General features: G+C 60.2%; 22 protein-coding genes. 15 read left to right on the forward strand and 7 right to left on the reverse strand.

Features of this window, described 5'->3' with window-relative positions:
• Nucleotides 1-8: 8 nt before the first annotated feature.
• From BLR31_RS10000 to argB, 3 genes are all read right to left on the reverse strand, one after another.
• Entirely contained in the window at nucleotides 9-1,232 is a 1,224-nt protein-coding gene (locus BLR31_RS10000) for a hypothetical protein (protein WP_143009367.1), read from the reverse strand.
• A gap of 133 nt (nucleotides 1,233-1,365) precedes the next feature.
• Nucleotides 1,366-2,082 carry a pyrimidine 5'-nucleotidase gene (locus BLR31_RS10005; RefSeq protein ID WP_090595529.1) on the reverse strand — a complete coding sequence of 239 codons (717 nt, stop codon included), beginning with the start codon at nucleotides 2,080-2,082 and terminating at the stop codon, nucleotides 1,366-1,368.
• Nucleotides 2,083-2,148: 66 nt separating this feature from the next.
• Entirely contained in the window at nucleotides 2,149-3,039 is an 891-nt protein-coding gene (gene argB / locus BLR31_RS10010; RefSeq protein WP_090595532.1) for an acetylglutamate kinase, read from the reverse strand.
• Between the two features lie 124 nt (nucleotides 3,040-3,163).
• Between argB and BLR31_RS10015 the strand changes: the two genes are divergently transcribed.
• From BLR31_RS10015 to BLR31_RS10085, 15 genes are all read left to right on the forward strand, one after another.
• Entirely contained in the window at nucleotides 3,164-3,706 is a 543-nt protein-coding gene (locus BLR31_RS10015) for a sigma-70 family RNA polymerase sigma factor (RefSeq protein WP_090595535.1), read from the forward strand.
• 13 nt (nucleotides 3,707-3,719) lie between these two features.
• Nucleotides 3,720-4,439 (forward strand): anti-sigma factor, encoded by a 720-nt coding sequence (locus BLR31_RS10020; RefSeq protein WP_090595538.1) that lies wholly within the window; start codon nucleotides 3,720-3,722, stop codon nucleotides 4,437-4,439.
• Between the two features lie 112 nt (nucleotides 4,440-4,551).
• A complete protein-coding gene (locus BLR31_RS10025) occupies nucleotides 4,552-5,112 on the forward strand; it encodes a fasciclin domain-containing protein (protein WP_425287229.1) in 561 nt (186 codons plus the stop codon).
• 157 nt (nucleotides 5,113-5,269) lie between these two features.
• Nucleotides 5,270-5,752 carry a peptide-methionine (R)-S-oxide reductase MsrB gene (gene msrB / locus BLR31_RS10030; RefSeq protein ID WP_090595692.1) on the forward strand — a complete coding sequence of 161 codons (483 nt, stop codon included), beginning with the start codon at nucleotides 5,270-5,272 and terminating at the stop codon, nucleotides 5,750-5,752.
• Nucleotides 5,753-5,853: 101 nt separating this feature from the next.
• Nucleotides 5,854-6,558, forward strand: coding sequence for a glutamine amidotransferase-related protein (locus BLR31_RS10035; protein ID WP_090595544.1), 705 nt, complete (start codon nucleotides 5,854-5,856; stop codon nucleotides 6,556-6,558).
• Between the two features lie 162 nt (nucleotides 6,559-6,720).
• On the forward strand, nucleotides 6,721-7,104 hold the full coding sequence (locus tag BLR31_RS10040; RefSeq protein WP_090595547.1) for a hypothetical protein: 384 nt from the start codon (nucleotides 6,721-6,723) through the stop codon (nucleotides 7,102-7,104).
• A gap of 142 nt (nucleotides 7,105-7,246) precedes the next feature.
• Nucleotides 7,247-8,779 (forward strand): ABC transporter substrate-binding protein, encoded by a 1,533-nt coding sequence (locus BLR31_RS10045; RefSeq protein ID WP_090595550.1) that lies wholly within the window; start codon nucleotides 7,247-7,249, stop codon nucleotides 8,777-8,779.
• 211 nt (nucleotides 8,780-8,990) lie between these two features.
• Nucleotides 8,991-9,932 carry an ABC transporter permease gene (locus BLR31_RS10050; protein WP_090595553.1) on the forward strand — a complete coding sequence of 314 codons (942 nt, stop codon included), beginning with the start codon at nucleotides 8,991-8,993 and terminating at the stop codon, nucleotides 9,930-9,932.
• The gene (locus tag BLR31_RS10055) at nucleotides 9,932-10,798 is read left to right on the forward strand and encodes an ABC transporter permease (RefSeq protein ID WP_090595556.1); all 867 of its coding nucleotides are present in this window, start codon (nucleotides 9,932-9,934) and stop codon (nucleotides 10,796-10,798) included. Before BLR31_RS10050 ends, BLR31_RS10055 begins: the two co-directional genes overlap by 1 nt.
• Entirely contained in the window at nucleotides 10,799-12,016 is a 1,218-nt protein-coding gene (locus BLR31_RS10060) for an amidohydrolase/deacetylase family metallohydrolase (protein ID WP_090595558.1), read from the forward strand.
• On the forward strand, nucleotides 12,013-13,029 hold the full coding sequence (locus BLR31_RS10065; protein WP_090595561.1) for an ABC transporter ATP-binding protein: 1,017 nt from the start codon (nucleotides 12,013-12,015) through the stop codon (nucleotides 13,027-13,029). Before BLR31_RS10060 ends, BLR31_RS10065 begins: the two co-directional genes overlap by 4 nt.
• A complete protein-coding gene (locus BLR31_RS10070) occupies nucleotides 13,026-14,012 on the forward strand; it encodes an ABC transporter ATP-binding protein (RefSeq protein ID WP_090595564.1) in 987 nt (328 codons plus the stop codon). Before BLR31_RS10065 ends, BLR31_RS10070 begins: the two co-directional genes overlap by 4 nt.
• Nucleotides 14,013-14,026: 14 nt before the next feature.
• Complete coding sequence (locus BLR31_RS10075; protein WP_090595567.1) at nucleotides 14,027-14,521, forward strand: RidA family protein; 495 nt, start codon at nucleotides 14,027-14,029, stop codon at nucleotides 14,519-14,521.
• A gap of 8 nt (nucleotides 14,522-14,529) precedes the next feature.
• A complete protein-coding gene (locus tag BLR31_RS10080; RefSeq protein WP_090595569.1) occupies nucleotides 14,530-15,729 on the forward strand; it encodes an aminotransferase class V-fold PLP-dependent enzyme in 1,200 nt (399 codons plus the stop codon).
• Between the two features lie 70 nt (nucleotides 15,730-15,799).
• Nucleotides 15,800-16,594 carry an IclR family transcriptional regulator gene (locus BLR31_RS10085; RefSeq protein WP_090595572.1) on the forward strand — a complete coding sequence of 265 codons (795 nt, stop codon included), beginning with the start codon at nucleotides 15,800-15,802 and terminating at the stop codon, nucleotides 16,592-16,594.
• A gap of 49 nt (nucleotides 16,595-16,643) precedes the next feature.
• Here BLR31_RS10085 and cynS read toward each other — a convergent pair whose 3' ends face one another.
• Genes cynS through BLR31_RS10105 form a run of 4 tightly spaced genes read right to left on the reverse strand, consistent with a single transcriptional unit; the run spans nucleotide 16,644 to nucleotide 20,251 of the window.
• On the reverse strand, nucleotides 16,644-17,084 hold the full coding sequence (gene cynS, locus BLR31_RS10090; RefSeq protein ID WP_090595574.1) for a cyanase: 441 nt from the start codon (nucleotides 17,082-17,084) through the stop codon (nucleotides 16,644-16,646).
• 36 nt (nucleotides 17,085-17,120) lie between these two features.
• On the reverse strand, nucleotides 17,121-18,038 hold the full coding sequence (locus tag BLR31_RS10095; protein WP_090595577.1) for an ABC transporter ATP-binding protein: 918 nt from the start codon (nucleotides 18,036-18,038) through the stop codon (nucleotides 17,121-17,123).
• 8 nt (nucleotides 18,039-18,046) lie between these two features.
• Complete coding sequence (ntrB, locus tag BLR31_RS10100; RefSeq protein ID WP_090595579.1) at nucleotides 18,047-18,877, reverse strand: nitrate ABC transporter permease; 831 nt, start codon at nucleotides 18,875-18,877, stop codon at nucleotides 18,047-18,049.
• A gap of 3 nt (nucleotides 18,878-18,880) precedes the next feature.
• Nucleotides 18,881-20,251, reverse strand: coding sequence for a CmpA/NrtA family ABC transporter substrate-binding protein (locus BLR31_RS10105; protein ID WP_425287230.1), 1,371 nt, complete (start codon nucleotides 20,249-20,251; stop codon nucleotides 18,881-18,883).
• Nucleotides 20,252-20,367 lie beyond the last annotated feature (116 nt).

Genomic DNA, 20,367 nt, shown 5'->3' on the forward strand with positions numbered 1-20,367 from the left:
GTGATTGATCAGTCGTTGGCAGAGATCTGAACGTTGAGGCGATCGACCAGAACAAACGGGTCGGCTTCCACGTCCAGTTCCTCGAACTCCGTAAAGGCCACCGGCTCGGCGGGGGCAACAGAGAGCGTGAAGATCTGGGGATCGGCGATGAAGGTGTTGACCGCCGACGTCACCATCGACTTGAACGCCTCGTTTTCGACTTCCGCAAGCATCATCGGCACCATGAACTGGATGCCGGCCTTGAAGGTTTCGCCATCGACACCCTGTTCGGCGCCGACAAAATCGAGCACCTTCATGAACAGCGAGTTGTCGTCATAGCGCAGCGAACCGCTGACAAGGCGCGTGCCGCCCATCAATTCGATCATGCCTTCCGACATCGCCTCCATCTCTTCCTCGCTGATCTCTTCACCAGCTTCGGCCATCTCGGCCATCTTGAGGTTGAGCTTCATCGTCTCGCGATAGACCTCTTCGGTGTAACCATCCAAGGCTAGATCGAGGGAGATGGACCCGAGATTGTCGATAACGAAATCGACGTCCTCGATCGTCAATTCGCCGGTCTCGGGCCACCAGGTGCCCGAACCGCTCATCGAGGCGGTGAATTCTTCGACGCCGAACGCGGCGATCACCTCCTGGGCCTCAGCTTCTTCGATCGCGCTGAGATCGGCGCGAATGCCGGTCACCTGATAGCTGCTCGTCACGCCGCCATCGGCAGCGGGATCTTCGACAGTGGCTTCCATCAGATCGACGGCAAACAACTCGCTACCATCCGCATCGGTCACCAAAAGCGGGCCGGCCGAAATACGGTCGTAAAGCTCGAGCCCGATTTCAATGACGTTATCGAGGCTGACCTCAGCCGGCAGCACAATCCCCTCGGCAACGATATCGACGAAGTTGAGCGTAACGCCTTCTTCCTCATCGGTGTATTCGACGTCGGCGATCGTGGCGCGTTCGGCGGTATATCCGCCCTCAGGCGTCTCGACGACACCCTCGAACACCACGTCTCCAGGAACCTCATGAGGCTCTTCGCCGGCAAAATTGAAGGTAAAATCGGACAGCGTGACCGTATCGCCCTCAAGCGTCGCCGAGCCATAGGAAAACGAGAGCCCCATAAGTCGGCTGGTCTCGACAAGGCGATCACCGAAGGCATTGGCCTCCAGCGCAAATGCGGACTGGCTGGCGCCCGCCATCAATGCTGCGGTGACGAGCGAAAGGCATGAAATTGATTTGAACATGATGGTCCCCATGTGTGCGACGACTGACGCGCCGATCAATGACGAAACATATAGCGAGTACCGCACCACGCGGCCAGCACAGGCTTAATGCGCCAGGGTGACTTTTCGATCACGGCTTTCAGGCAAAAAAGCGTCAGCGGCAGGTCAGCAGGAAGCGGGCGATGTCGTCGGTAACGTAGTGAACATGCTCGAATTCAGCACCTCCACCCAGCTCCCATGCATCGCACTGCTCATGGGCAAACCCAGCCCTGGCGACCACTTGAACAGTCGTCATGCCGATCTTGTGGGGGACGCGAAGGTTCTTTTCCAGATCGTCGAACATGATCGAACGCGTCGGGTCGATCCCATGGGCCGCAAGAAAACTCTCATAGGCGATATCGAGCGGCTTTGGCTGATATTTGGCAGCCTTGATATCGAAGATGCCTTCGAATAGATCCATCGCGCCCAGCCGGTGCAACACCGCCTTGGCGTGCCCGGTCGATCCGTTGGTGAAAATGAACTTGCGTCCCGGCAAAGCGGCAATCGCACCCACCAGTTCGGGGTGGGCGAGGACCGGCGAATAGTCGATCTTGTGCACGGCATCGAGATAGTGATCGGGATCGATGGTCAACGTGCTCATCAACCCGTTCAGCGTCGTGCCGTGATCTCGGTAGTAGGCCTTCTGCAACTCCCGCGCCGCGTCGAAATCGAGCTTGGCGATCTCCATCACATAGGTTGTGATCGCCGTATCGATCTGCGCGAACAGATTGCACTCACGCGGATAGAGCGTGTTGTCGAGATCGAACACCCAATCGGTGATGTGGTCGAACGATACGGATTTGGCGCGGGCAGGTGGGGTCATCTGGTTCATGACCCCATTATGCCCGATTTCAGTGAACGGGAAATGACTGAAAACGCATGTGTGATCGCTTGCCTCCTAGCGCACGATCAGCGTGCCGGCGCCGTGTTCGGTAAACAACTCCAGCAACACCGAGTGGGCGGTCTTGCCATTGACGATCACCACGCCTTCGACTCCGCGGTCGAGCGCTTCGATGCAGGTCTCGACTTTGGGAATCATGCCGCCGGAAATTGTGCCGTCGGCAATGAGCTGCTGGGCTTCGCGCACGGAAAGCTCGGGAATGAGCTCGCCATGTTTGTTCAAAACACCCGGCACGTCGGTCAAAAACAACAACCGCTTGGCAAACACCGCGCCGGCGATCGCTCCGGCAAACGTGTCGGCGTTGATGTTGTAGGTTTCGCCATCACGTCCTGGCGCAACGGGGGCAATCACCGGAATCATCTCCGAGCGCGAGAGAAGGTCGATCAGAGTCCGATCGATCTCGACCGGCTCACCGACGAACCCAAGATCGAGAATGCGCTCGATATTTGAGGTCGGATCGATGACGCTTTTGTTGGCCTTTTCAGCAAAGACCATGTTGCCGTCCTTGCCGCATAGACCGATCGCCCATTCGCCTTCGGCGTTGATCATGGCGACGATCTCTTTGTTGATCGAGCCGGCAAGGACCATCTCGACAACTTCGACAGTGCGTCGATCGGTGACGCGCAGCCCGTTCTCGAACTTGGATTCGATTCCCAGCCTTTTCAGCATTTCACCGATCTGCGGACCGCCTCCATGCACGACGATCGGGTTGACGCCCGACTGCTTCAAAAGCGCCACGTCACGCGCGAACGCCTTGCCGAGAGCCGCGTCGCCCATGGCATGACCGCCATATTTGATGACGACCGTCTTGTTCTCATAGCGCTGCATGAAGGGCAGCGCCTTTGTCAGCACCTCGGCGTCGTAGGCGTTCTCAAGTCCGTCTGCCATAGGGCTGCAAATCTCCGTGTGTGCGTCTAGTGTGCATAACGCAATCGCGATGGATCAATCCAGTGCTTGAATTCATTCGTAAAAACGAAAAAACTATGTCCAACTTGTCCCGGGAGGAACATTGATGGCCGAGCCTGCTGAAATAACGCAGCTTTTGTCCCGGGTGGCGCTGCGAGACCGCGCCGCGTTCAAGGCACTTTACGATCGGACCAGCGCGAAACTTTTTGGCGTGACCTTGCGTATTTTGTCCAACAGAACCGAAGCCGAGGATGCGTTGCAGGAAGTTTTCATCAAGGTCTGGCAGCGCGCTGAAGGCTATAGGCCCGATGCCGCAAGCCCTATGACCTGGCTGATCACCATTGCGCGCAACCACGCCATCGACAAGGTCAGGGCGCGGCGGTCCGGTCATACCGATATAGAAGAAGCGTTCGATCTCGCCGATTCGGGCATGAACCCCGAGCAGTCGGCGATAAATACTGACGACGGCAACCGGATCGATGACTGCATGAAGTCGCTCAAGCCGGATCGCGCCGAGGCGGTCCGGCGCGTCTATGTGGAAGGCGAGAGCTATAACGAACTGGCGGACCGGCTGGCGGTTCCGCTCAATACGGTCCGCACCTGGCTGAGGCGATCGCTTCTGGCCCTGCGCGAGTGCCTGGAAGCCTAAACGAAAGACGACGATGAGCGATTTTGGCGATACAGATCTGAGCCGGGATGAAGAGCGCCGCGTTGCGGTGGCCGAGTATGTGCTCGGCCTTGGCTCCGTCACGTCTCGCGCGACAATCGCTCGGGCAATCGAGACCGATGCCGCGATTGCCAGTGAGGCGCGGTTCTGGGAACGTCATCTGTCGCGTTTCAACGACGACTATGAAGCGGTCGCCGCGCCGGCTGGCGTCTTCGAGCGAATCGAGCAGCGATTGTTCGGCAACGCTCAGGTCACGCGTGCCTCTTGGTACGATTCTCTCAATTTCTGGCGTGGCCTCACCGGTCTCGCGGCCGCGGCAGCCGTCGTGGCGATTGGGCTAAATCTTTTGCCACCTGTGGCGCCGACTCCAACGGATGACACTCAGCTCGTTGCAGCCCTTCAAACAGTTGAAGGCGATGTGAGCTTTTTGGCGCGATATGATGCGGCGTCGGGGCAACTTCGCCTGACGGGTTCGGGCTCGCCGGCAGGGACGGCAAACGACTACGAGCTCTGGTTCATCGAAGGCGATAACGCTCCCATTTCGATGGGCGTCCTGACCGTGGGCGAAGCGCAGACCGTTTCCGTTGACGAGGCTTTGCGCGAGCAGTTCAGCCAAGGCATCACCCTCGCCGTCACCCGTGAAATTGCCGGCGGCTCGCCAACTGGTGCGCCGGAAGGTCCGATCGTGGCAGCTGGTCCCGTAGCGGCCATCTGATCTCCGAAATTATTTGAGCCGGTCTGAAACTTTCCTTTTCGAGTGTCCGTAATTCATTTCAGCTTCCCCGACAGAGGGCGGCCAATAATGGACACTCGTCAAGGAGACGAACATCATGAAGACCCGTGCACTTGCCCTTTCCGCCCTCCTCGCCACTTCGGCTTTCGCCGGCGCAGCCTTTGCGCAGGAAAACCCGATGGTCGGCGGCGCGCCGATGTCGCCTGAGATGAACATCGTTGAGAACGCGGTTAATTCGGCTGATCACACGACCCTTGTCGCCGCTGTTGAAGCTGCCGGCCTTGTTGAAACGCTCCAGGGTGAAGGCCCCTTCACAGTATTCGCGCCGACCAATGACGCATTCGCTGCACTGCCTGAAGGCACGGTCGATACGCTTTTGCTGCCGGAAAACCTTGAAATGCTGCAGCAGGTTCTGACCTGTCACGTCGTTGGCGCCAACGTCACCTCGACTGACCTGGTCGGTATGATCGAAGCCGATGGCGGCACCCACACTATTGAAACGCTCGGCGGTTGCATGCTGGAAGCCACGCTCGATGGTGACTCGGTCGTCATCACCGACGAAAACGGCACCGCGGCCACAGTGACCATCGCTGACGTTATCCAGTCCAATGGTGTGATCCACGTGACCGACGCGGTGTTCACGCCTGCCATGTAAGAGGCACCAGCGGACTGCCGCATTGCCCCCAACCGGTGTGGCAGTTCGCAATGACGCCCGGCGGCCCTCCGTCCGTCGGGCGTCTCCTTTTGTTACACAGGTCCTTGATTGGATTTGAACCCAGCACCGTGGCAAACAGAGCATGAGGAGAATGACCATGCTTGATCGTCGCACATTTTTTTTGGCCGGCACGGCCCTCGCCGGCGCCGCAGCTTTCGGGTTCGCATTGAGCGCGAAGGCGGCAGAGGGCGATTTCCCGTTCGTGCTTTCGGATGACGAATGGCGCGAGCGCCTGACGGACATGCAGTATTATGTCCTTCGCGAGCATGGCACCGAAAGGGCGTTCACATCCGAACTTGACGGCTTTTACGAACCAGGCACCTATCATTGTGCCGGTTGCGACCAGGCGCTCTATTCCTCCGAAGCCAAGTACGATAGTCGCACTGGGTGGCCCAGCTTCTGGGAAGCGCTGCCCGGCGCCATCGGCACGTCACAGGATACATCGTTTGGCATGACCCGCACCGAATGCCATTGCTCGAACTGTGGTGGCCATCAGGGGCACATTTTCAACGATGGTCCCGAGCCGACCGGCGATCGCCATTGCATCAACGGTGTTGCACTCAAATTCGTGGCTGCCTGAATAAGGCCACTGAACCATCAAAACTCTTGCTTGCTTTCGCCACGGGCGGCTGTCATCCAGTCGCCCGCTTGTCTTTGTTGCACGCTGGAAGTCTTTGATCGATGCGCCTGACCATTTTGCAGACCGGCGTTGTGCCGATATCCTTGTCCGACCGGTTTCCGTCTTACCCTGAGATGTTCCGCGCCATGTTCGAGCGCGACGGCGCGCGTTTCGACTATGAGGTGATCAAGGTCGCGGACGGTGAGCCGATCCCCGATGCTAAATCATGTGAAGCTGTAGTCATCACAGGATCCTCGGCAGGCGTTTACGAGACGCATCCCTGGCTACCGCCTTTGCGCGACTTCATCCGCAGCGCTTACACCGCGCGAACGAAAATGATCGGCATATGCTTTGGCCACCAGGTGATCGCCGATGCTTTGGGCGGTGAGGTGCGCAAGTCGGAAAAGGGGTGGGGGCTCGGGCGTCACACCTACGAGGTTCTGCCATTCCGACCCCATTTTGATCTGCCGCGCGCCAGCCTGTCGATCGCCTGCTCGCATCAGGATCAGGTGATCGCTCCGCCGCGCGAAGCACGAGTGATTTTGCGTTCGCAGTTCGCGCCCAATGCCGGCCTGGCGTATGAGAATGGCGCCGCAATGAGCTTCCAGCCACACCCCGAATTCGACGATGCATACTCCCGTGCGCTCATTACTTTGCGTGAGGGGCGCGCGTCGCAGGACGTTATCGATGCCGCCAATGCCTCGATGTGCCAGCCGTCCGATAGCCCATTGCTGGTGCGAGCCATGAGCAGGTTTTTGGCGGCGTGAGAGACTGTTGTCACTAGGCGTTCGCGCGACATCCTGCCTTACTAAAAGCGGTCCATGAAAAACTAATGCCCCACACAGTTGCGCCGGTATATGATGGCAACGGCTCGGTACACCGGGTCATGTCTCCGGCGTGAGGATGCCATAGCCTGTGTTGACGTCATCATGAACCGGGGATCGGGCCTAAATGTCTCCGGCGACGACCTTGAACCGATCCAGCCCCAGCCGGCATCGCTTGGTCCGTGGGCGGCGGTTGCAGGATATTTCACCACCCGCCTCTCGGGAACCGCGCCGCTCGCCACGTTGTTCTGGCGCGATATGCTCTTGATCGGCACAATCCTGACCGGGCTGAGCTTTGTTGCTGTCCTCGTATTATCCGCGCACCGTGCGTCCGGCCTGGCCATCGGCATCGCTTATTTCTCCGCACTACCCTACAACGGCTTCATCACGTTCGCTGTGTGCAGGGCCGCAGAGCGCAAGGGCCCCTGGCTACGGTTTGTCGTGCAGCTTTGTGCCGTCGTCTGGTTCACGATCTCGATTTTTGTCTGACCGCACCCTGGCCACTGGTCGACCTCACGTTTGATCCTTTTGTGACATGTCAGTCTTGACGGACGCAATCGTGTCTGCTCTCATACCAAAACAATGATATGTATTACATAACTATGTATCATTGAACAAAGGGAGCATCGTTATGAAGTCCATCCTCAAGGCAGCGGCCATCGCTGCCCTGGCCGGTATTTCTTTGCCGAATTTCGCCATGGCGCAGACAGAAGGGGGCGCCATCGACGTCGCCACCATCGGCGAGCCGCCAACCCTCGATCCCATGACATCGACAGCCGATCTGGTCGGGATCATCACCCAGCACATGTTCGAAACGCTCTATACGTTCGACGCCAACTGGGCCGTCGTGCCACTTCTGGCCGCCGATATGCCCGAGATTTCCGAAGACGGCACGGTTTACACGATCACCTTGCGTGACGGCGTCACCTTCCATGACGGTTCGGACATGACCGCCGAAGACGTGGTCGCCTCGCTTGAGCGCTGGCTGCGCATCGCAAGCCGCGGCATGCAGACCGCCGAGTCCGTAGAAAGTGTAGAGGCGGTCGATGACCTGACCGTTGAGATCACCCTAAACGGTCCTTACGCACCGCTGCTGGCGCTGCTGTCGCTCAACAACTCCGCAGCCATCGTCATTCCGTCAGAAATTGCGTCTGCCGACGTAATGGAAGACTTCATCGGTACCGGCCCTTACCAGCTCGGCGAACGTCGTCCTGACCAGTTCACCCAGCTCACGCGCTTTGAAGATTATGCCTCGCGCGACGAAGAGCCCAACGGCTATGGCGGCGGACGTCATCAATACCTCGATGAAATCCGCTTCGTCCCTGTCCCCGATCCCAACACCCGCATCGAAGGCGCCGTCGCCGGTCAGTTCGACTATGTCGATTCCATCGCGGTGGAAGCCTATGACCGCATCGCTAGCGGCAACACCGAGCCGGTGATGCTTGCGCCGTTCGGCTGGCCAGTGTTCGTGATGAACACGTCTGAAGGCGTCAACGCCGATATCAACCTTCGCAAAGCCATCCAGGCCGCGCTTGCGCCCCAGGACATGCTGCTCGCGGCGTTCGGGTCGGAAGACTTCTTCTCGGTCGACGGCGCGATGTATCCCGAGGGCTATGTCTGGCACACCGAAGCCGGCACCGAGCCCTACAAGCCCATGGGCGATATGGAATTGGTAGCGCAGCTGCTTGAGGAATCCGACTATGACGGGTCCCCAATCCGCATCCTGACCTCGCGTCAGTATGAGTTTCACTACACCATGGCTCAAGTCGCCGAAGCCTATCTCGAGGCGGCGGGCATGGATGTGCAGCTTGACGTCGTCGAATGGGCAACCCTGACCCAGCAGCGCACCGATCCGGCCGCGTGGGACATCTACATCACCCACTCGCCCTTCCTGCCCGAACCATCGCTGACCGGTATCATGAGCGACACCTCGCCCGGCTGGTGGGTGTCGGACGCCAAGCACGAAGCGCTGGGCGCCTTCAACGCCGAAGCCGATCCCGACGCGCGCGTCGAGTTGTGGGCTGCGGTTCAGGAAGTGGTCTATGAGGAAGTTCCGGCCTTTAAGGTTGGCAATTTCAACGCTGTGGCGGCTCAGTCTCCGGCTCTCGAGGGCGTGACGCCGGCCCCATGGCCCTACTTCTGGAACGCCTATCTGGAAGAATAGTCGGGTCCTCCCGAGGGGCGCCGTCATTGCCCGGATTTCGTTATCCGTGGCGGCGCCCTGGAGGCAACCGATACGCTTATCGAAGGGGAGGGCCGCTTTGCGTCCTCCTTGCCAGCACCTTGCGGCTGTGCTGCCCTCCCTTTCGTCCCTTATTCTGTCGCGCAGTCGAGCCGGAAATGCTTTCGACTGCCCTCGAAAAGGACCGGACTGAATGCTACGCGCAGCACTCAATCGTTTGATCGGCATGCTGACTGTGATGGCCATCGTGGTCACCATCGTCTTCATCATCGTCCGCGTGACGCCGGGCGACCCTGCGGCCGTCATGCTCGGCCCCGACGCCAATGCGGCCGATATCCAGGCGCTGCGCCAACGGCTGGGTCTGGATGGGTCGATCATCCAGCAATTCATCTCCTATATCGGTGGCATACTGCGCGGTGATCTCGGGCAATCGATCTTTCTCGGCCAGCCTGTAACGACTGCGCTATGGATGCGGGCCGAGCCGACCTTTTTCCTCACCATCTTCTCGCTCTCGATCGCCACGATCATCGCCCTTCCCATCGGCGTAGCGTCCGCCTATTGGCGCGGTTCGGTGTTCGATCAGGTGATGACGGCCGTGGCAATGTTTGCTGCGTCGGTCCCCAGTTTCTGGCTCGGCCTGATCTTCATCCAGACGTTTGCCGTGGGATTGGGATGGTTCCCGACCTCAGGCTATGGCGGGCCGTATTCGTCGCTGGGCGATCGCCTCTACCACCTCATCTTGCCCGCCACGACGCTTGGTATCGTCTCCTCGGCGCTCATCATGCGCTTCACCCGCGCATCGATGCTCGATGTGCTCAACGACGATTACGTCCGGACTGCACGATCGAAGGGCATGAGCGAATGGCGCGTCGTCGTGCGCCATGCCCTAAAGAATGCCCTGATCCCGATCCTCACCGTTGTCGGTCTGACGGCCGCTCTTTTGATCTCGGGCGCCATCGTCACCGAAACCGTCTTTGCGCTTCCTGGGGTGGGCAATCTGATCGTTTCTGCTGTGCTGCGTCGTGACTATCCGGTCATCCAGGGCGCGTTGCTGATCGTCGCCGGGCTCTACGTCCTCGTCAATTTCCTGATCGACATGCTCTACCTGCTCGTCGACCCGCGCGTGAGGTACTGATGGCCGCCGTCGCTTCTTCCGCACCGGGCAAGACGCCCAATCTCCTCATCAGACTGTTGGGCCGGCCCACAGCCGCTATCGGGCTGATCGTGATCACGCTCGTCGTGCTTGCAGCAATCTTCGCGCCGCTGCTCACGCCCTATAACCCGGCACAGCTTTCGATCGTCAATCGCCTCACAGCCCCCAATCCTGAGTTTTGGCTGGGCACAGACGATCTCGGCCGCGATATTTTCACCCGCGTGCTCTATGCTGGCCAAACCTCGTTGTCTGTGGCGTTTGCCGTCGTGATCGTAGCCTCGATCCTGGGCATCCTGCTCGGGCTCGTCGCCGGGTTTTTCCGCAAGGCCGATGCGCCGGTTTCGCGGGTCATCGACGCGATGATGTCGTTCCCCGATATCCTTCTGGCCATTGCGCTGGTTGCGGCGCTTGGCGCCTCGGCGGTCAACGTGGTCATCGCCCTGGGCATCGTTTACGCCCCGCGCATGGCCCGCGTGGTCCGCGCCTCGACGCTCGTCATCCGCGAACTGCCCTATGTCGAAGCCGCACGCGCCCTGGCCGTGCCCACCCCGGTCATTCTCGTCCGGCACGTTCTGCGCAACATCACCTCGCCGCTCCTGGTCCAGGGCACGTTCATCTTTGCCCAGGCCATTCTCGCCGAAGCGGGGCTTTCGTTTCTCGGCGTCGGCATTTCGCCCGACATCCCCACATGGGGCACGATGATTTCCGGCGGTCGTCAGTTCATGAATTCGGCTGGCTGGCTGCTGTTCTATCCTGGTCTCGCGATCGTCATCACCGTGCTGGCCCTTCAGCTTTTGGGTGACGGCCTGCGCGACCTTCTCGACCCCCGTCTTGCAAAGGACATCTAAATGATCGGCAACACATTCAAGCCCGCCGACAAAGCGCTCCTCATCCGCAACGCAAAGCCCGTAGGCTTTGCCGGCGTGGACGCCGCCGCGCTCGACATCCTGATCGGCACAGACGGCAAGATCGCCGACACCGGACAAGAGCTCTCAAGTCCAGACGGTGCCGATATCCTTGACACCAAGGGCAGCTATCTCTCGCCGGGCTGGACCGATATCCACACCCATATCTGGTACGGCGGCACCGACATCTCCCTGCGCCCCGAACAGTGCGGTGCCCGCCATGGCGTGACGACGATGGTCGACGCGGGTTCGGCCGGCGAAGCCAATTTTCACGGTCTGCGCGAGCTGATGATCGAGCCCGCGGTCGAAAACGTCTATGCGTTTCTAAACATCGGCTCGATCGGTCTCGTGGCGTGCAACCGGGTCACCGAACTCCAGGACATGCGTTCGATCGACATCGACAGGATCGCCGCAACCGTCGAGGCGCATCGCGACGTGATCGTGGGCCTCAAAGTTCGGGCCAGCGCGGTTATTTCAGGTGGCTGGGATCTCGTACCCGTCAAGCTTGCCAAGAAGCTGGGCCGCGTGCTCAAGCTCCCCATCATGGTGCATGTCGGCGAGCCGCCCCCGCTCTATGATGATATCCTCGCGCTCCTGACCGAAGGCGACATCGTCACCCACTGCTTCAACGGCAAGGTCGGCGGCTCGATCCTTGAGGATGAAGACCTCTATACCCTCGTTGAGGACGCAGCCGCGCGCGGCGTCGTGCTCGATGTCGGCCATGGCGGGGCGTCGTTCTCGTTCGAGGTGGCCAAGGCCGCCCTCGAAAAGGGCATGCTGCCGCAGACGATTTCCACCGATCTCCACAATCGCTCGATGGATGGCGCCGTTTGGGACATGGGCACCACAATGTCCAAGCTGCTTTCGCTCGGCATGGCGTTCGAGGATGTGGTCCAAGCCGCAACCATCGCTCCGCGCAAGGCGATAAGGCTCGACCACACCGACCTGCTCGCCAAGGGCAAGCCCGCCGAATTTACGATCTTCGATCTCGAGAAGAGTGATCTTGAGGTGAAGGACTCCAAGGGGATCAAATCCACCCTGCACGAGATTTTCGAGCCGCGTCACGCCATCCTCGGCGCTAACGCGATTGCAGCCCATCGCTACCAGCCCGCTCCTGGCGCGGCGCTGGACAACTGCCCCCATTGCGGGTGGGCGCTATGACAGACCTCGCCCCCGATACCATCCTCTCGGTGCGTGATCTGCGCACCTGGTTCAAGACCAAGCGCGTCACCGCCAAGGCGGTCGACGGGGTGACCTTCGATCTCAAACGTGGCCAGACACTCGCCGTTGTCGGCGAGTCCGGGTCGGGCAAGTCCGTGACCTCCCTTTCCATCATGGGCTTGCTCGCCCGCCCGGGCGCCATCGAAAGCGGCGAAGCGCTGTTTCGCGACTCCAAAGGCGCCGCTCACGATCTGGCCCGCATGGGTCCGCGGGGCTTTCGCAAGCTGCGCGGGAAGGAGATCGCCATGATCTTCCAGGAGCCGATGACCAGCCTCAATCCGCTCTACACTGTCGGCGACCAGATCGGTGAAATGATCGCGCTGCATAATGATGTCAGCCGTGACGAAGCACGCAAAAGCGCGCTTGACATGTTGCGCCATGTCGAAATTCCCGACGCCGCCAACCGGCTGGACGATTATCCGCACCAGATGTCGGGCGGCATGCGCCAGCGCGTAATGATCGCCATGGCGCTCTCCTGCAACCCCTCGCTGCTGATCGCCGACGAGCCGACAACCGCGCTCGACGTCACCATCCAGGCACAGATTCTCGATCTGCTTCGCCGCCTGCAGGAACAGTTCGGCATGTCGATCCTGTTCATCACCCACAATCTCGGGGTCGTCGCCGAGATTGCCCATGAGGTAGTGGTGATGTATGCGGGCAGGGTGGTCGAGCACGCTCCGGTCGTGCCGCTCTTTGCCAAACAAAAGCACCCCTATACCGAGGGGCTTTTGGCCTGTACCCCCAATGCCGAGCGGGACCTCGATCCGGCCGGTGAGCGCAAGGCGCTCTATTCCATCCCCGGCACCGTGCCGCCGATCACCAATCTGCCTCCCGGCTGCGCCTTCGAGCCGCGCTGTCGCTACTCGATTTCCGCCTGCACCAAGGTCCCGCCCCAGCTTGAACCGGCCGGCCCCGAACGCCTGTCGCGTTGTTTGAGGAGTGCGGAGATATGAGCGCCACGATGGAAACCACAACCCCGCTCCTGACGGTCGATGGCTTGGTCAAGCGTTTCACGGGCCGCGGCGGCAAGACCGTTCATGCCGTCGAAGATGTGAGCTTCACCATCAAGCGCGGCACGACTGTCGGGCTTGTCGGGGAATCGGGCTCGGGCAAGACCACGGCAGGGCGAACCCTTCTGCGTCTCATCGAGCCGACAGGCGGCAAGGCCGTGTTCGACGGCACCGACATCTTCGCGCTATCGGACAAGGACATGCGGGCGTTTCGCCAGCGCATGCAGATCATCTTCCAGGACCCGTTCTCTTCGCTCAACCCGCGCATGCGGGTCGAAGCGATCATCGGAGAAGCGCTCGATGCCTGTGGCTACCCGAAGGGCCAGCAACGCAAGGATCGCGTGGCCGAACTTCTAACGCTTGTCGGCCTGCAGCCTGAACATGGGCGGCGGTTCCCGCACGAGTTTTCAGGCGGCCAGCGCCAGCGGATCGGTATCGCACGCGCCTTGGCCGTCGAGCCCGAATTCGTGGTTGCGGACGAACCGGTTTCCGCGCTCGACGTCTCGGTACAAGCCCAGGTGCTCAACCTCCTGAGCGATCTGCAAAAGCGTTTGGGCCTGACGCTGCTGTTCATTGCCCATGATCTTTCAGTGGTCGAATATCTCTGCGACGAGGTCGTCGTGATGTATCTCGGTCGGGTCATGGAGCGCGGGCCGTCGCGTCTCGTCTATGCCGCCCCGCGCCACCCCTACACCAAAGCCCTGCTCGCGACCGCGCCGATCCCCGATCCCACGCGCAGGCGCGAACACGTGCCGCTCAAGGGCGATATCCCGAGCCCGATCAACCCGCCCTCCGGATGCGTGTTCCGCACCCGCTGCCCGCACGCCATCGACGCGTGTGCCCAAACGATCCCACCCGTCGAAGACCTCGGCGGTGACCACCATGTCGCCTGTATCCGCCACCTCGAGCTGGCGCAGGCATCTTGACTACTGGAGTATCCATGACTGTATCCGAGGCCCAACAGCGCGCGGACAACACCCCTTACGACCGCCTTGCGGCGCTGGGGCTGCAATTGCCGCCCGCCGCGCCCCCGATCGCCAATTTCGTCAACTACGTGATCGAGGGCAATCTGCTCTATATCTCGGGGCAGGGCCCAACCTATCTCGACGGCCGCAAGCACACCGGCAAGGTCGGCGACGACGTCTCGACCGACGAGGCTTATGAGCACGCCAAATTGACCGGCCTCAACCTCATCGCTGTGATGGAGGAAGCGCTGGGCGATCTGTCCCGCGTCCGCCGCATCGTCAAAATCTTAGGCATGGTCAATGCCACACCCGATTTCGCCGAGCACCCGCAAGTCATCAATGGCTGCTCGGACCTCTTCAACGCCGTCTTTGCCGAAAAGGGCATTCACGCCCGCTCAGCCGTCGGTTTCTCTTCCCTCCCCAATGCGATCACGGTGGAAATCGAAGCCATCGTCGCCATCGACAATTGAGTTATTCCATGTCCCAAACCGATATCCGCCAGAAGCTCGGCCTGCGCCCCGTCATCAACTGCTCCGGCACGATGACGTCGCTCGGTGCCTCGATCGTTGTGCCGCACGCCATCGACACCATCACCGCGATCCTCAGCCAGTGGACCGAGATTTCCGATCTCCAGCGCATCGCCAGCCGCACCATCGCACGGCTGACCGGCGCCGAAGCCGGGTGCGTCACCGCATCGTGCTCGGCGGCGATCACACTCGCCTGCGCGGCTGCCATGACCGGCAAGGATCTGGCCGCAATCGAGCGTCTTCCCGATACGACTGGTCTCAATAACGAGGTGCTGATCCAGACCGGCCATATGGTCTCCTACGGCGCACCCGTCGAGCAGGGCATCCGTCTCTCCGGTGCCAAGGTCGTGCCAGTCGGTCAGGCCACCAGCGCTTATGCCTATCAGCTTGAAGGTGCGATCACCGAAAGGACGGCTGCGGCCGTCTATGTGATCTCCCACCACGTCGTCGACTACGGACAAATCCCGCTCAAGACCTTCTGCGAAATCGCCCATAAAAAGGGTGTTCCGGTCATCGTCGACGCGGCATCCGAATACGATCTCAAAATCTTCCTTGAAGCCGGTGCCGATCTGGTCCTTTATTCGGGCCACAAATTCTTGGGCGGTCCGACGTCGGGCATCATCGCTGGCGCCAAGGATCTCGTTGCCGCCTGCTATCTCCAGAACCGCGGCGTCGGTCGCGGCATGAAGATCGGCAAGGAAGGCATGGCCGGCGTCATCGCCGCGCTGGAAGCCTGGGAAACCCGCGACCATGCCGGTATTCGCGCCCGCGAGCAGAAGGCTCTCGACGTGTGGACCAGGGCCCTCGACGGCCGTGACGGCATCACCGCCATTGTCGATCCCGACCCTACCTTTAATCCCCTCGACCGCCTGAAAATCTTCATCGATCCCGAAGGCGCCAACATTTCCGCCTGGGACTTGGCCGACCGGCTCGGCAAGGGCGAGCGCCCAGTCATCGTCCGCGATCATGAGGTCGAGCACGGCTATTTCTACCTCGATCCCTGCAACCTGCATCCAGATGAAGAATATATCGTCGCCGAGCGTCTCACCGAAGAACTCGACACCGCGCGCAAGTCGAACGAGCCCATCGTATCCAACATCGAGGCGCGGCGGCTGGCTCAGGAGGCCGGGGCGCTTAACTGGCCGGATTGACCGCAACGGGTTTGCGCGCGGGGACCAAAAATGCAAACTGAGCCCTGCGCGCCATCCCTGGAATCCTGCAATGACGACACTTGAGCCCACGACCGATTTCGCCAAGACGAAGCGCACCCGCACGAGTGCGCTCGATCGGATCATGCAGGTTCTCGATTTTCTGCAAAACAACGACGCCCCGGCAACCGCTTACGAGATTGCCCGCGCCGTAGGCGCACCGCTTTCGACCATCTACACCCTGGTCGAAGACCTCGTCGAAAAGGATATTCTGGATCGCTTCGAAGACGGGCGGCTCTGGTTCGGGCACAGGCTTTATCACTACGGGCTGACCTATTCCCGTCATCTCGACCTCCTGACTGCCGCTAACCATGAAATGGCCGACCTTGCTCTAGCGTCCGGTGAAACCGTGCAGGTATGCGGTCGGGACGGCGACTATATGGTGGTCCTTGGCATGGTCGATGGCCCAGACCATTTTCAGGTCGCCTCACAGGTCGGCAGCCGCACGCCGATCAACTGGTCTGCCTCGGGACGGCTGCTGGTCGGACATCTCTCCGAAGACGAGCGCCGGGCGATCTTCACGCAAGCGACACGACCCTCACCTACCGGCCGGGCTGAAACCGATATCGATATTTTAACGCTCACATCGCGCCAGGCGCTCGATGCGGGCCTCTCGATCCAGGCCGGTGAATCGGCGTATTCAATCGCCTGCATTGCGGCGCCCATTCTCGATACGGCCGGGGTGTGCCGCGCCACAATCTCGATCGTGGTCCCCGACGACAAGGTCGATCAGGCAAGCCCCGATCTCAAGCACCTCGTCCGCCAGAGCGCCGCCAATATCGCACGACGTCTGGGCTGGTCCAGGTAGTACCGCCCGGGAAAAAAGTAAGGGCGGGTCAATGCCCGCCCTTTTGGTCTCACCAGGATTTGTATTCGAGATATTTGCCGGAAATCTTGAGTTCGATACGGTCGCCTTTGGGATTGGGGACTTTCTCGACGCTCATTTCGAAGTCGATGGCGCTCATGATGCCATTGCCGGCTTTTTCGTTGATCAATTCCTTGATCGTGTCTCCGTAAACGCTGATCATTTCGTAAAGCCGATAAATCGCAGGATCGGTCGGTACGGCCTGACTGAATATTTTTGTCGGATATTCAGCCAGAACGACGGCAGCTTCCTGCGGCAAACCGAGGTTCTTGGCGAGCGTATCAGCCTTGTCGCGTGGAAAGGCATTCATCCCCAGACAGGCGGAGGTCGTGAAGACATCGGACATGCCGATGCCATCGGCAATCTCTCCCCAAGTCATGCCGGTCGTGCGCTTTTTTGCGAGGATCATCTCGGTGACGTCAGCCTTGTTCATCGGTTCGTTCCTTTTTCTTGGCTGTTGATTTTTGGGTTAGCTGACAAGACGGGGACGCGCCGGTTGACGGTCGCTGTCGTCTGTCGGATCGGTCTGAGTCTCGCGCGCCGGATTGACGGTACGCGGCCGTGCCCCGGCCTCTGCAGGCCCTTCAGCGCCCTCGGCGATCTGGGCTGAGCGTGTCGCCAGGAAGTCGACGAGATGGTTGCGGATCTTGTAGTAGGCCGGATCGTGAATGATCTCGGCCCGTCGACGCGGTCGTGCGATATCGACCTCCACGCTCTCGGCTACCCGCGCGCCTGGCCCATTACTCATGAGCAGGATGCGGTCAGCCAAGAGTATGGCTTCGTCGACATCATGGGTAATCATGAACACGGTCTGGTTGGTGCCCTGCCAGATGCGGATCAACTCGTCCTGGATCGTGCCGCGGGTCAGCGCGTCGAGTGCCCCGAATGGTTCATCGAGCAGCAACAGTTTCGGTTCGATGGCAAAGGCCCGCGCGATGGAAACGCGTTGGCGCATGCCGCCGGACAGTTGAGATGGCTTGCGGTGCTGCGCACTGTCTTTCAGCCCCACCATGTCGAGAAATTTGCTCGTGTGCTCGGAGACCTGCGCCTTGGACCATTTCGGGTTGCGCGCCCTAATGCCGAACGCAACGTTCTTGAACGCCGAAAGCCAGGGCAGTAGCGAATAGTTCTGAAAGACGATCCCTCGATCAAGGCTCGGTCCAGAGACCTCCTTGCCGTCCATGGTGACGGCGCCGTCGGATGGCTCGTCCAGGCCGGCGAGGACATTGAGGATGGTCGATTTCCCGCAGCCCGAATGCCCGATGATGCAGACGAACTCGCCCTTTTCGATATCGAAGTTGACGTTTTCGAAAACCGTCGGGTCTTCGCCCTTGCCGCTGGGAAAACGCTTGGCCAGCCCATCGATTTCCAGAAATGGCTTATCCATGTCTGCTCCTATTCCTGATAGCGCACGACGCGCTGCACTTGGCCGAATGCCGCATCGAGCAGCATGCCCACGACGCCGATGGTGAGGATGGAAAAGATCACCGAGGTGAGATCGAGATTGTTCCACTCGTTCCAGACGTAGTAGCCAATGCCGGTTCCACCCACGAGCATCTCGGCGGCCACGATCACCAGCCAGGCAATACCGATCGATATCCGCATTCCGGTGACGATGGTGGGCGCCGCAGCCGGCAAGATCACCTGAAATGCCGTCCGAAGCGGACCCAATTCATGGGTTCGGGCTACGTTCACCCAATCCTTGCGCACGCCCGCCACGCCAAACGCCGTGTTGATCAGCATGGGCCAGATCGAGCAGATAAAGATCACAAAGATCGCCGACGCCTGGCTGTCGCGGATCAGGAACAGGGCCAGAGGCATCCACGCCAAGGGTGAAATTGGCCGCAGGACCTGGATGTAGGGATCAAGTGCCCTGTGCATGAGCGGGCTCATCCCGATCAGAAACCCAACCGGCAAGGCGATCAGCGCAGCGAGAAAATAGCCAGTCAGGACGCGAAACAGCGAGTACCCGATTTGAATGCCGATGCCCTTGTCGTTGGGCCCTGCGTCATAAAACGGGTTGGATAATTCCTCGACTGCCTTGGCGAATATCGCCGATGGGGCAGGGATGCCCGCCCTGGGCGCTGCTGCGCCCATGAGCATTTCATATTCGGTGAGTTCGCCCGTGGCCTGGGCTCGAGGCGTGGCGATTTCCCACGTTCCCAGCCAGACCGCGAGGATCAGAAGCGACACCATCATCGCCTTGACGTTGAGCGGTAAGGTCATGTGTCAGCTCCGCCGAATGTCGAAGCTTTCGACATAGGCTTCGGGCTCGGCCGGATCGAAGGTCTTGCCCATGATGACATGCGATTTGTAGGTTTCTTCGGGCGGGGTCAGCCCGAGGTCACGCATGACGGTGGCACAATCGGAAGCGAGATAGACCTGCTCGGCGACGGCGCGGTAGTCGACGTCGCCCTCGATATAACCCCAACGCTTCATCTGGGTCAGAATCCAGACCCCCATCGAGTGCCATGGGAAGGGATCGAAATCGATCCGGTCCGGCACGTCCTGCACGCTCCCCAGACCATCGGCATAGCGCCCGGTCAGAACCTGCTGGATCACCTCGACGGGCTGGTTGAGATAATTGGTCGGCGCGATAGCGGCAGAAATATCGGCGCGGTTCTCGCTGGCCGAAGCGAACTGCGTCGCATCGATGATGGCGCGCAAGAGATTGCCATATGTGTTGGGATTGGTCTGGGCGAACTCGGCCGAACATGCAAAAGCGCAGCACGGATGGCCTTCCCAGATGTCCTTGGTCAGCTTGTGGATGAAGCCTGCATTTTCCCACACGGCCCGCTGGTTGAACGGATCGGGCGAAAGGAAACCGTCGAGATTGCCAGCCGAAAGATTGGCGACCATTTCTGGGGGCGGGACGACGCGGATCTGGATATCCTGATCGGGGTCCAGCCCATGTTCCGCCACGTAGTACCGCAGCAGGAAATTGTGCATCGAGTATTCGAACGGCACGCCAAACGTCATGCCCTTCCAGAGCGAGGGGTCGTCGTTCTTGTCTTGATGATCGTTACGCAAGACGATCGCTTGGCCGTTGATGTTTTCAACCGCCGGCATCAGGAACGGCGTCGCCGTCGATCCTGCGCCGAGCGTTATCGCCAGCGGCATCGGGGTCAGCATGTGAGAGGCGTCGTATTCGCCCGAAAGCGACATGTCGCGCGCGATCGCCCAGCTCGAGGTTTTGACCACTTCTACATTAAGCCCGTAGCGCTCGTAAAAACCCATTGGCTCGGCCATGATGATCGGCGTCGCGCACGTGATCGGAACGAACCCGACCCGAAGGTTGGGCTTTTCCGGCGTCCCGATGTCTTCGAGAATGTTGGCCATAGCCTTGTCGATCGGCAGCACGGACGCAAAGGCCGCGGCCAGCGTCGATGCGCCGAGCATCGATGCGAAGCTTCTGCGGGATATGTCGCTGTGGCCAAAGGTGGAGCGAACGATGGCGCTTTCGATAGCGCGCCCCATCATCTGCTCGCTCGACAGTGTTTCGCTGGCGGCTGTCGTAGTGGTACTGCAGTCGGCGCAGCCGCACCCTTTTGAGTGCCGCAGATCGGACTTGCCGTCATACGGGTTTCCCAAGCTTTTGATCGTCATGCCGTTCCCCTGTGTTTTTGTTGCCACGGACATCATTGCAATCGGCGTGCCAGCCGCGGGATAGCCGGAAATTTGGGGAAACACCCCTGGTTCATATTCACGAAAAATCG

It is taken from the genome of Pelagibacterium luteolum, assembly GCF_900100665.1.
Classification (GTDB): Bacteria; Pseudomonadota; Alphaproteobacteria; order Rhizobiales; family Devosiaceae; genus Pelagibacterium; species Pelagibacterium luteolum.

Bases quoted from the DNA above. Each gene is read 5' to 3' on its own strand.
- BLR31_RS10000 (WP_143009367.1), bottom strand. From the start codon at position 1,232: ATGTTCAAATCAATTTCATGCCTTTCGCTCGTCACCGCAGCATTGATG.
- BLR31_RS10005 (WP_090595529.1), bottom strand. From the start codon at position 2,082: ATGAACCAGATGACCCCACCTGCCCGCGCCAAATCCGTATCGTTCGAC.
- argB (WP_090595532.1), bottom strand. From the start codon at position 3,039: ATGGCAGACGGACTTGAGAACGCCTACGACGCCGAGGTGCTGACAAAG.
- BLR31_RS10015 (WP_090595535.1), top strand. From the start codon at position 3,164: ATGGCCGAGCCTGCTGAAATAACGCAGCTTTTGTCCCGGGTGGCGCTG.
- BLR31_RS10020 (WP_090595538.1), top strand. From the start codon at position 3,720: ATGAGCGATTTTGGCGATACAGATCTGAGCCGGGATGAAGAGCGCCGC.
- msrB (WP_090595692.1), top strand. From the start codon at position 5,270: ATGCTTGATCGTCGCACATTTTTTTTGGCCGGCACGGCCCTCGCCGGC.
- BLR31_RS10035 (WP_090595544.1), top strand. From the start codon at position 5,854: ATGCGCCTGACCATTTTGCAGACCGGCGTTGTGCCGATATCCTTGTCC.
- BLR31_RS10040 (WP_090595547.1), top strand. From the start codon at position 6,721: ATGAACCGGGGATCGGGCCTAAATGTCTCCGGCGACGACCTTGAACCG.
- BLR31_RS10045 (WP_090595550.1), top strand. From the start codon at position 7,247: ATGAAGTCCATCCTCAAGGCAGCGGCCATCGCTGCCCTGGCCGGTATT.
- BLR31_RS10050 (WP_090595553.1), top strand. From the start codon at position 8,991: ATGCTACGCGCAGCACTCAATCGTTTGATCGGCATGCTGACTGTGATG.
- BLR31_RS10055 (WP_090595556.1), top strand. From the start codon at position 9,932: ATGGCCGCCGTCGCTTCTTCCGCACCGGGCAAGACGCCCAATCTCCTC.
- BLR31_RS10060 (WP_090595558.1), top strand. From the start codon at position 10,799: ATGATCGGCAACACATTCAAGCCCGCCGACAAAGCGCTCCTCATCCGC.
- BLR31_RS10065 (WP_090595561.1), top strand. From the start codon at position 12,013: ATGACAGACCTCGCCCCCGATACCATCCTCTCGGTGCGTGATCTGCGC.
- BLR31_RS10070 (WP_090595564.1), top strand. From the start codon at position 13,026: ATGAGCGCCACGATGGAAACCACAACCCCGCTCCTGACGGTCGATGGC.
- BLR31_RS10075 (WP_090595567.1), top strand. From the start codon at position 14,027: ATGACTGTATCCGAGGCCCAACAGCGCGCGGACAACACCCCTTACGAC.
- BLR31_RS10080 (WP_090595569.1), top strand. From the start codon at position 14,530: ATGTCCCAAACCGATATCCGCCAGAAGCTCGGCCTGCGCCCCGTCATC.
- BLR31_RS10085 (WP_090595572.1), top strand. From the start codon at position 15,800: ATGACGACACTTGAGCCCACGACCGATTTCGCCAAGACGAAGCGCACC.
- cynS (WP_090595574.1), bottom strand. From the start codon at position 17,084: ATGAACAAGGCTGACGTCACCGAGATGATCCTCGCAAAAAAGCGCACG.
- BLR31_RS10095 (WP_090595577.1), bottom strand. From the start codon at position 18,038: ATGGATAAGCCATTTCTGGAAATCGATGGGCTGGCCAAGCGTTTTCCC.
- ntrB (WP_090595579.1), bottom strand. From the start codon at position 18,877: ATGACCTTACCGCTCAACGTCAAGGCGATGATGGTGTCGCTTCTGATC.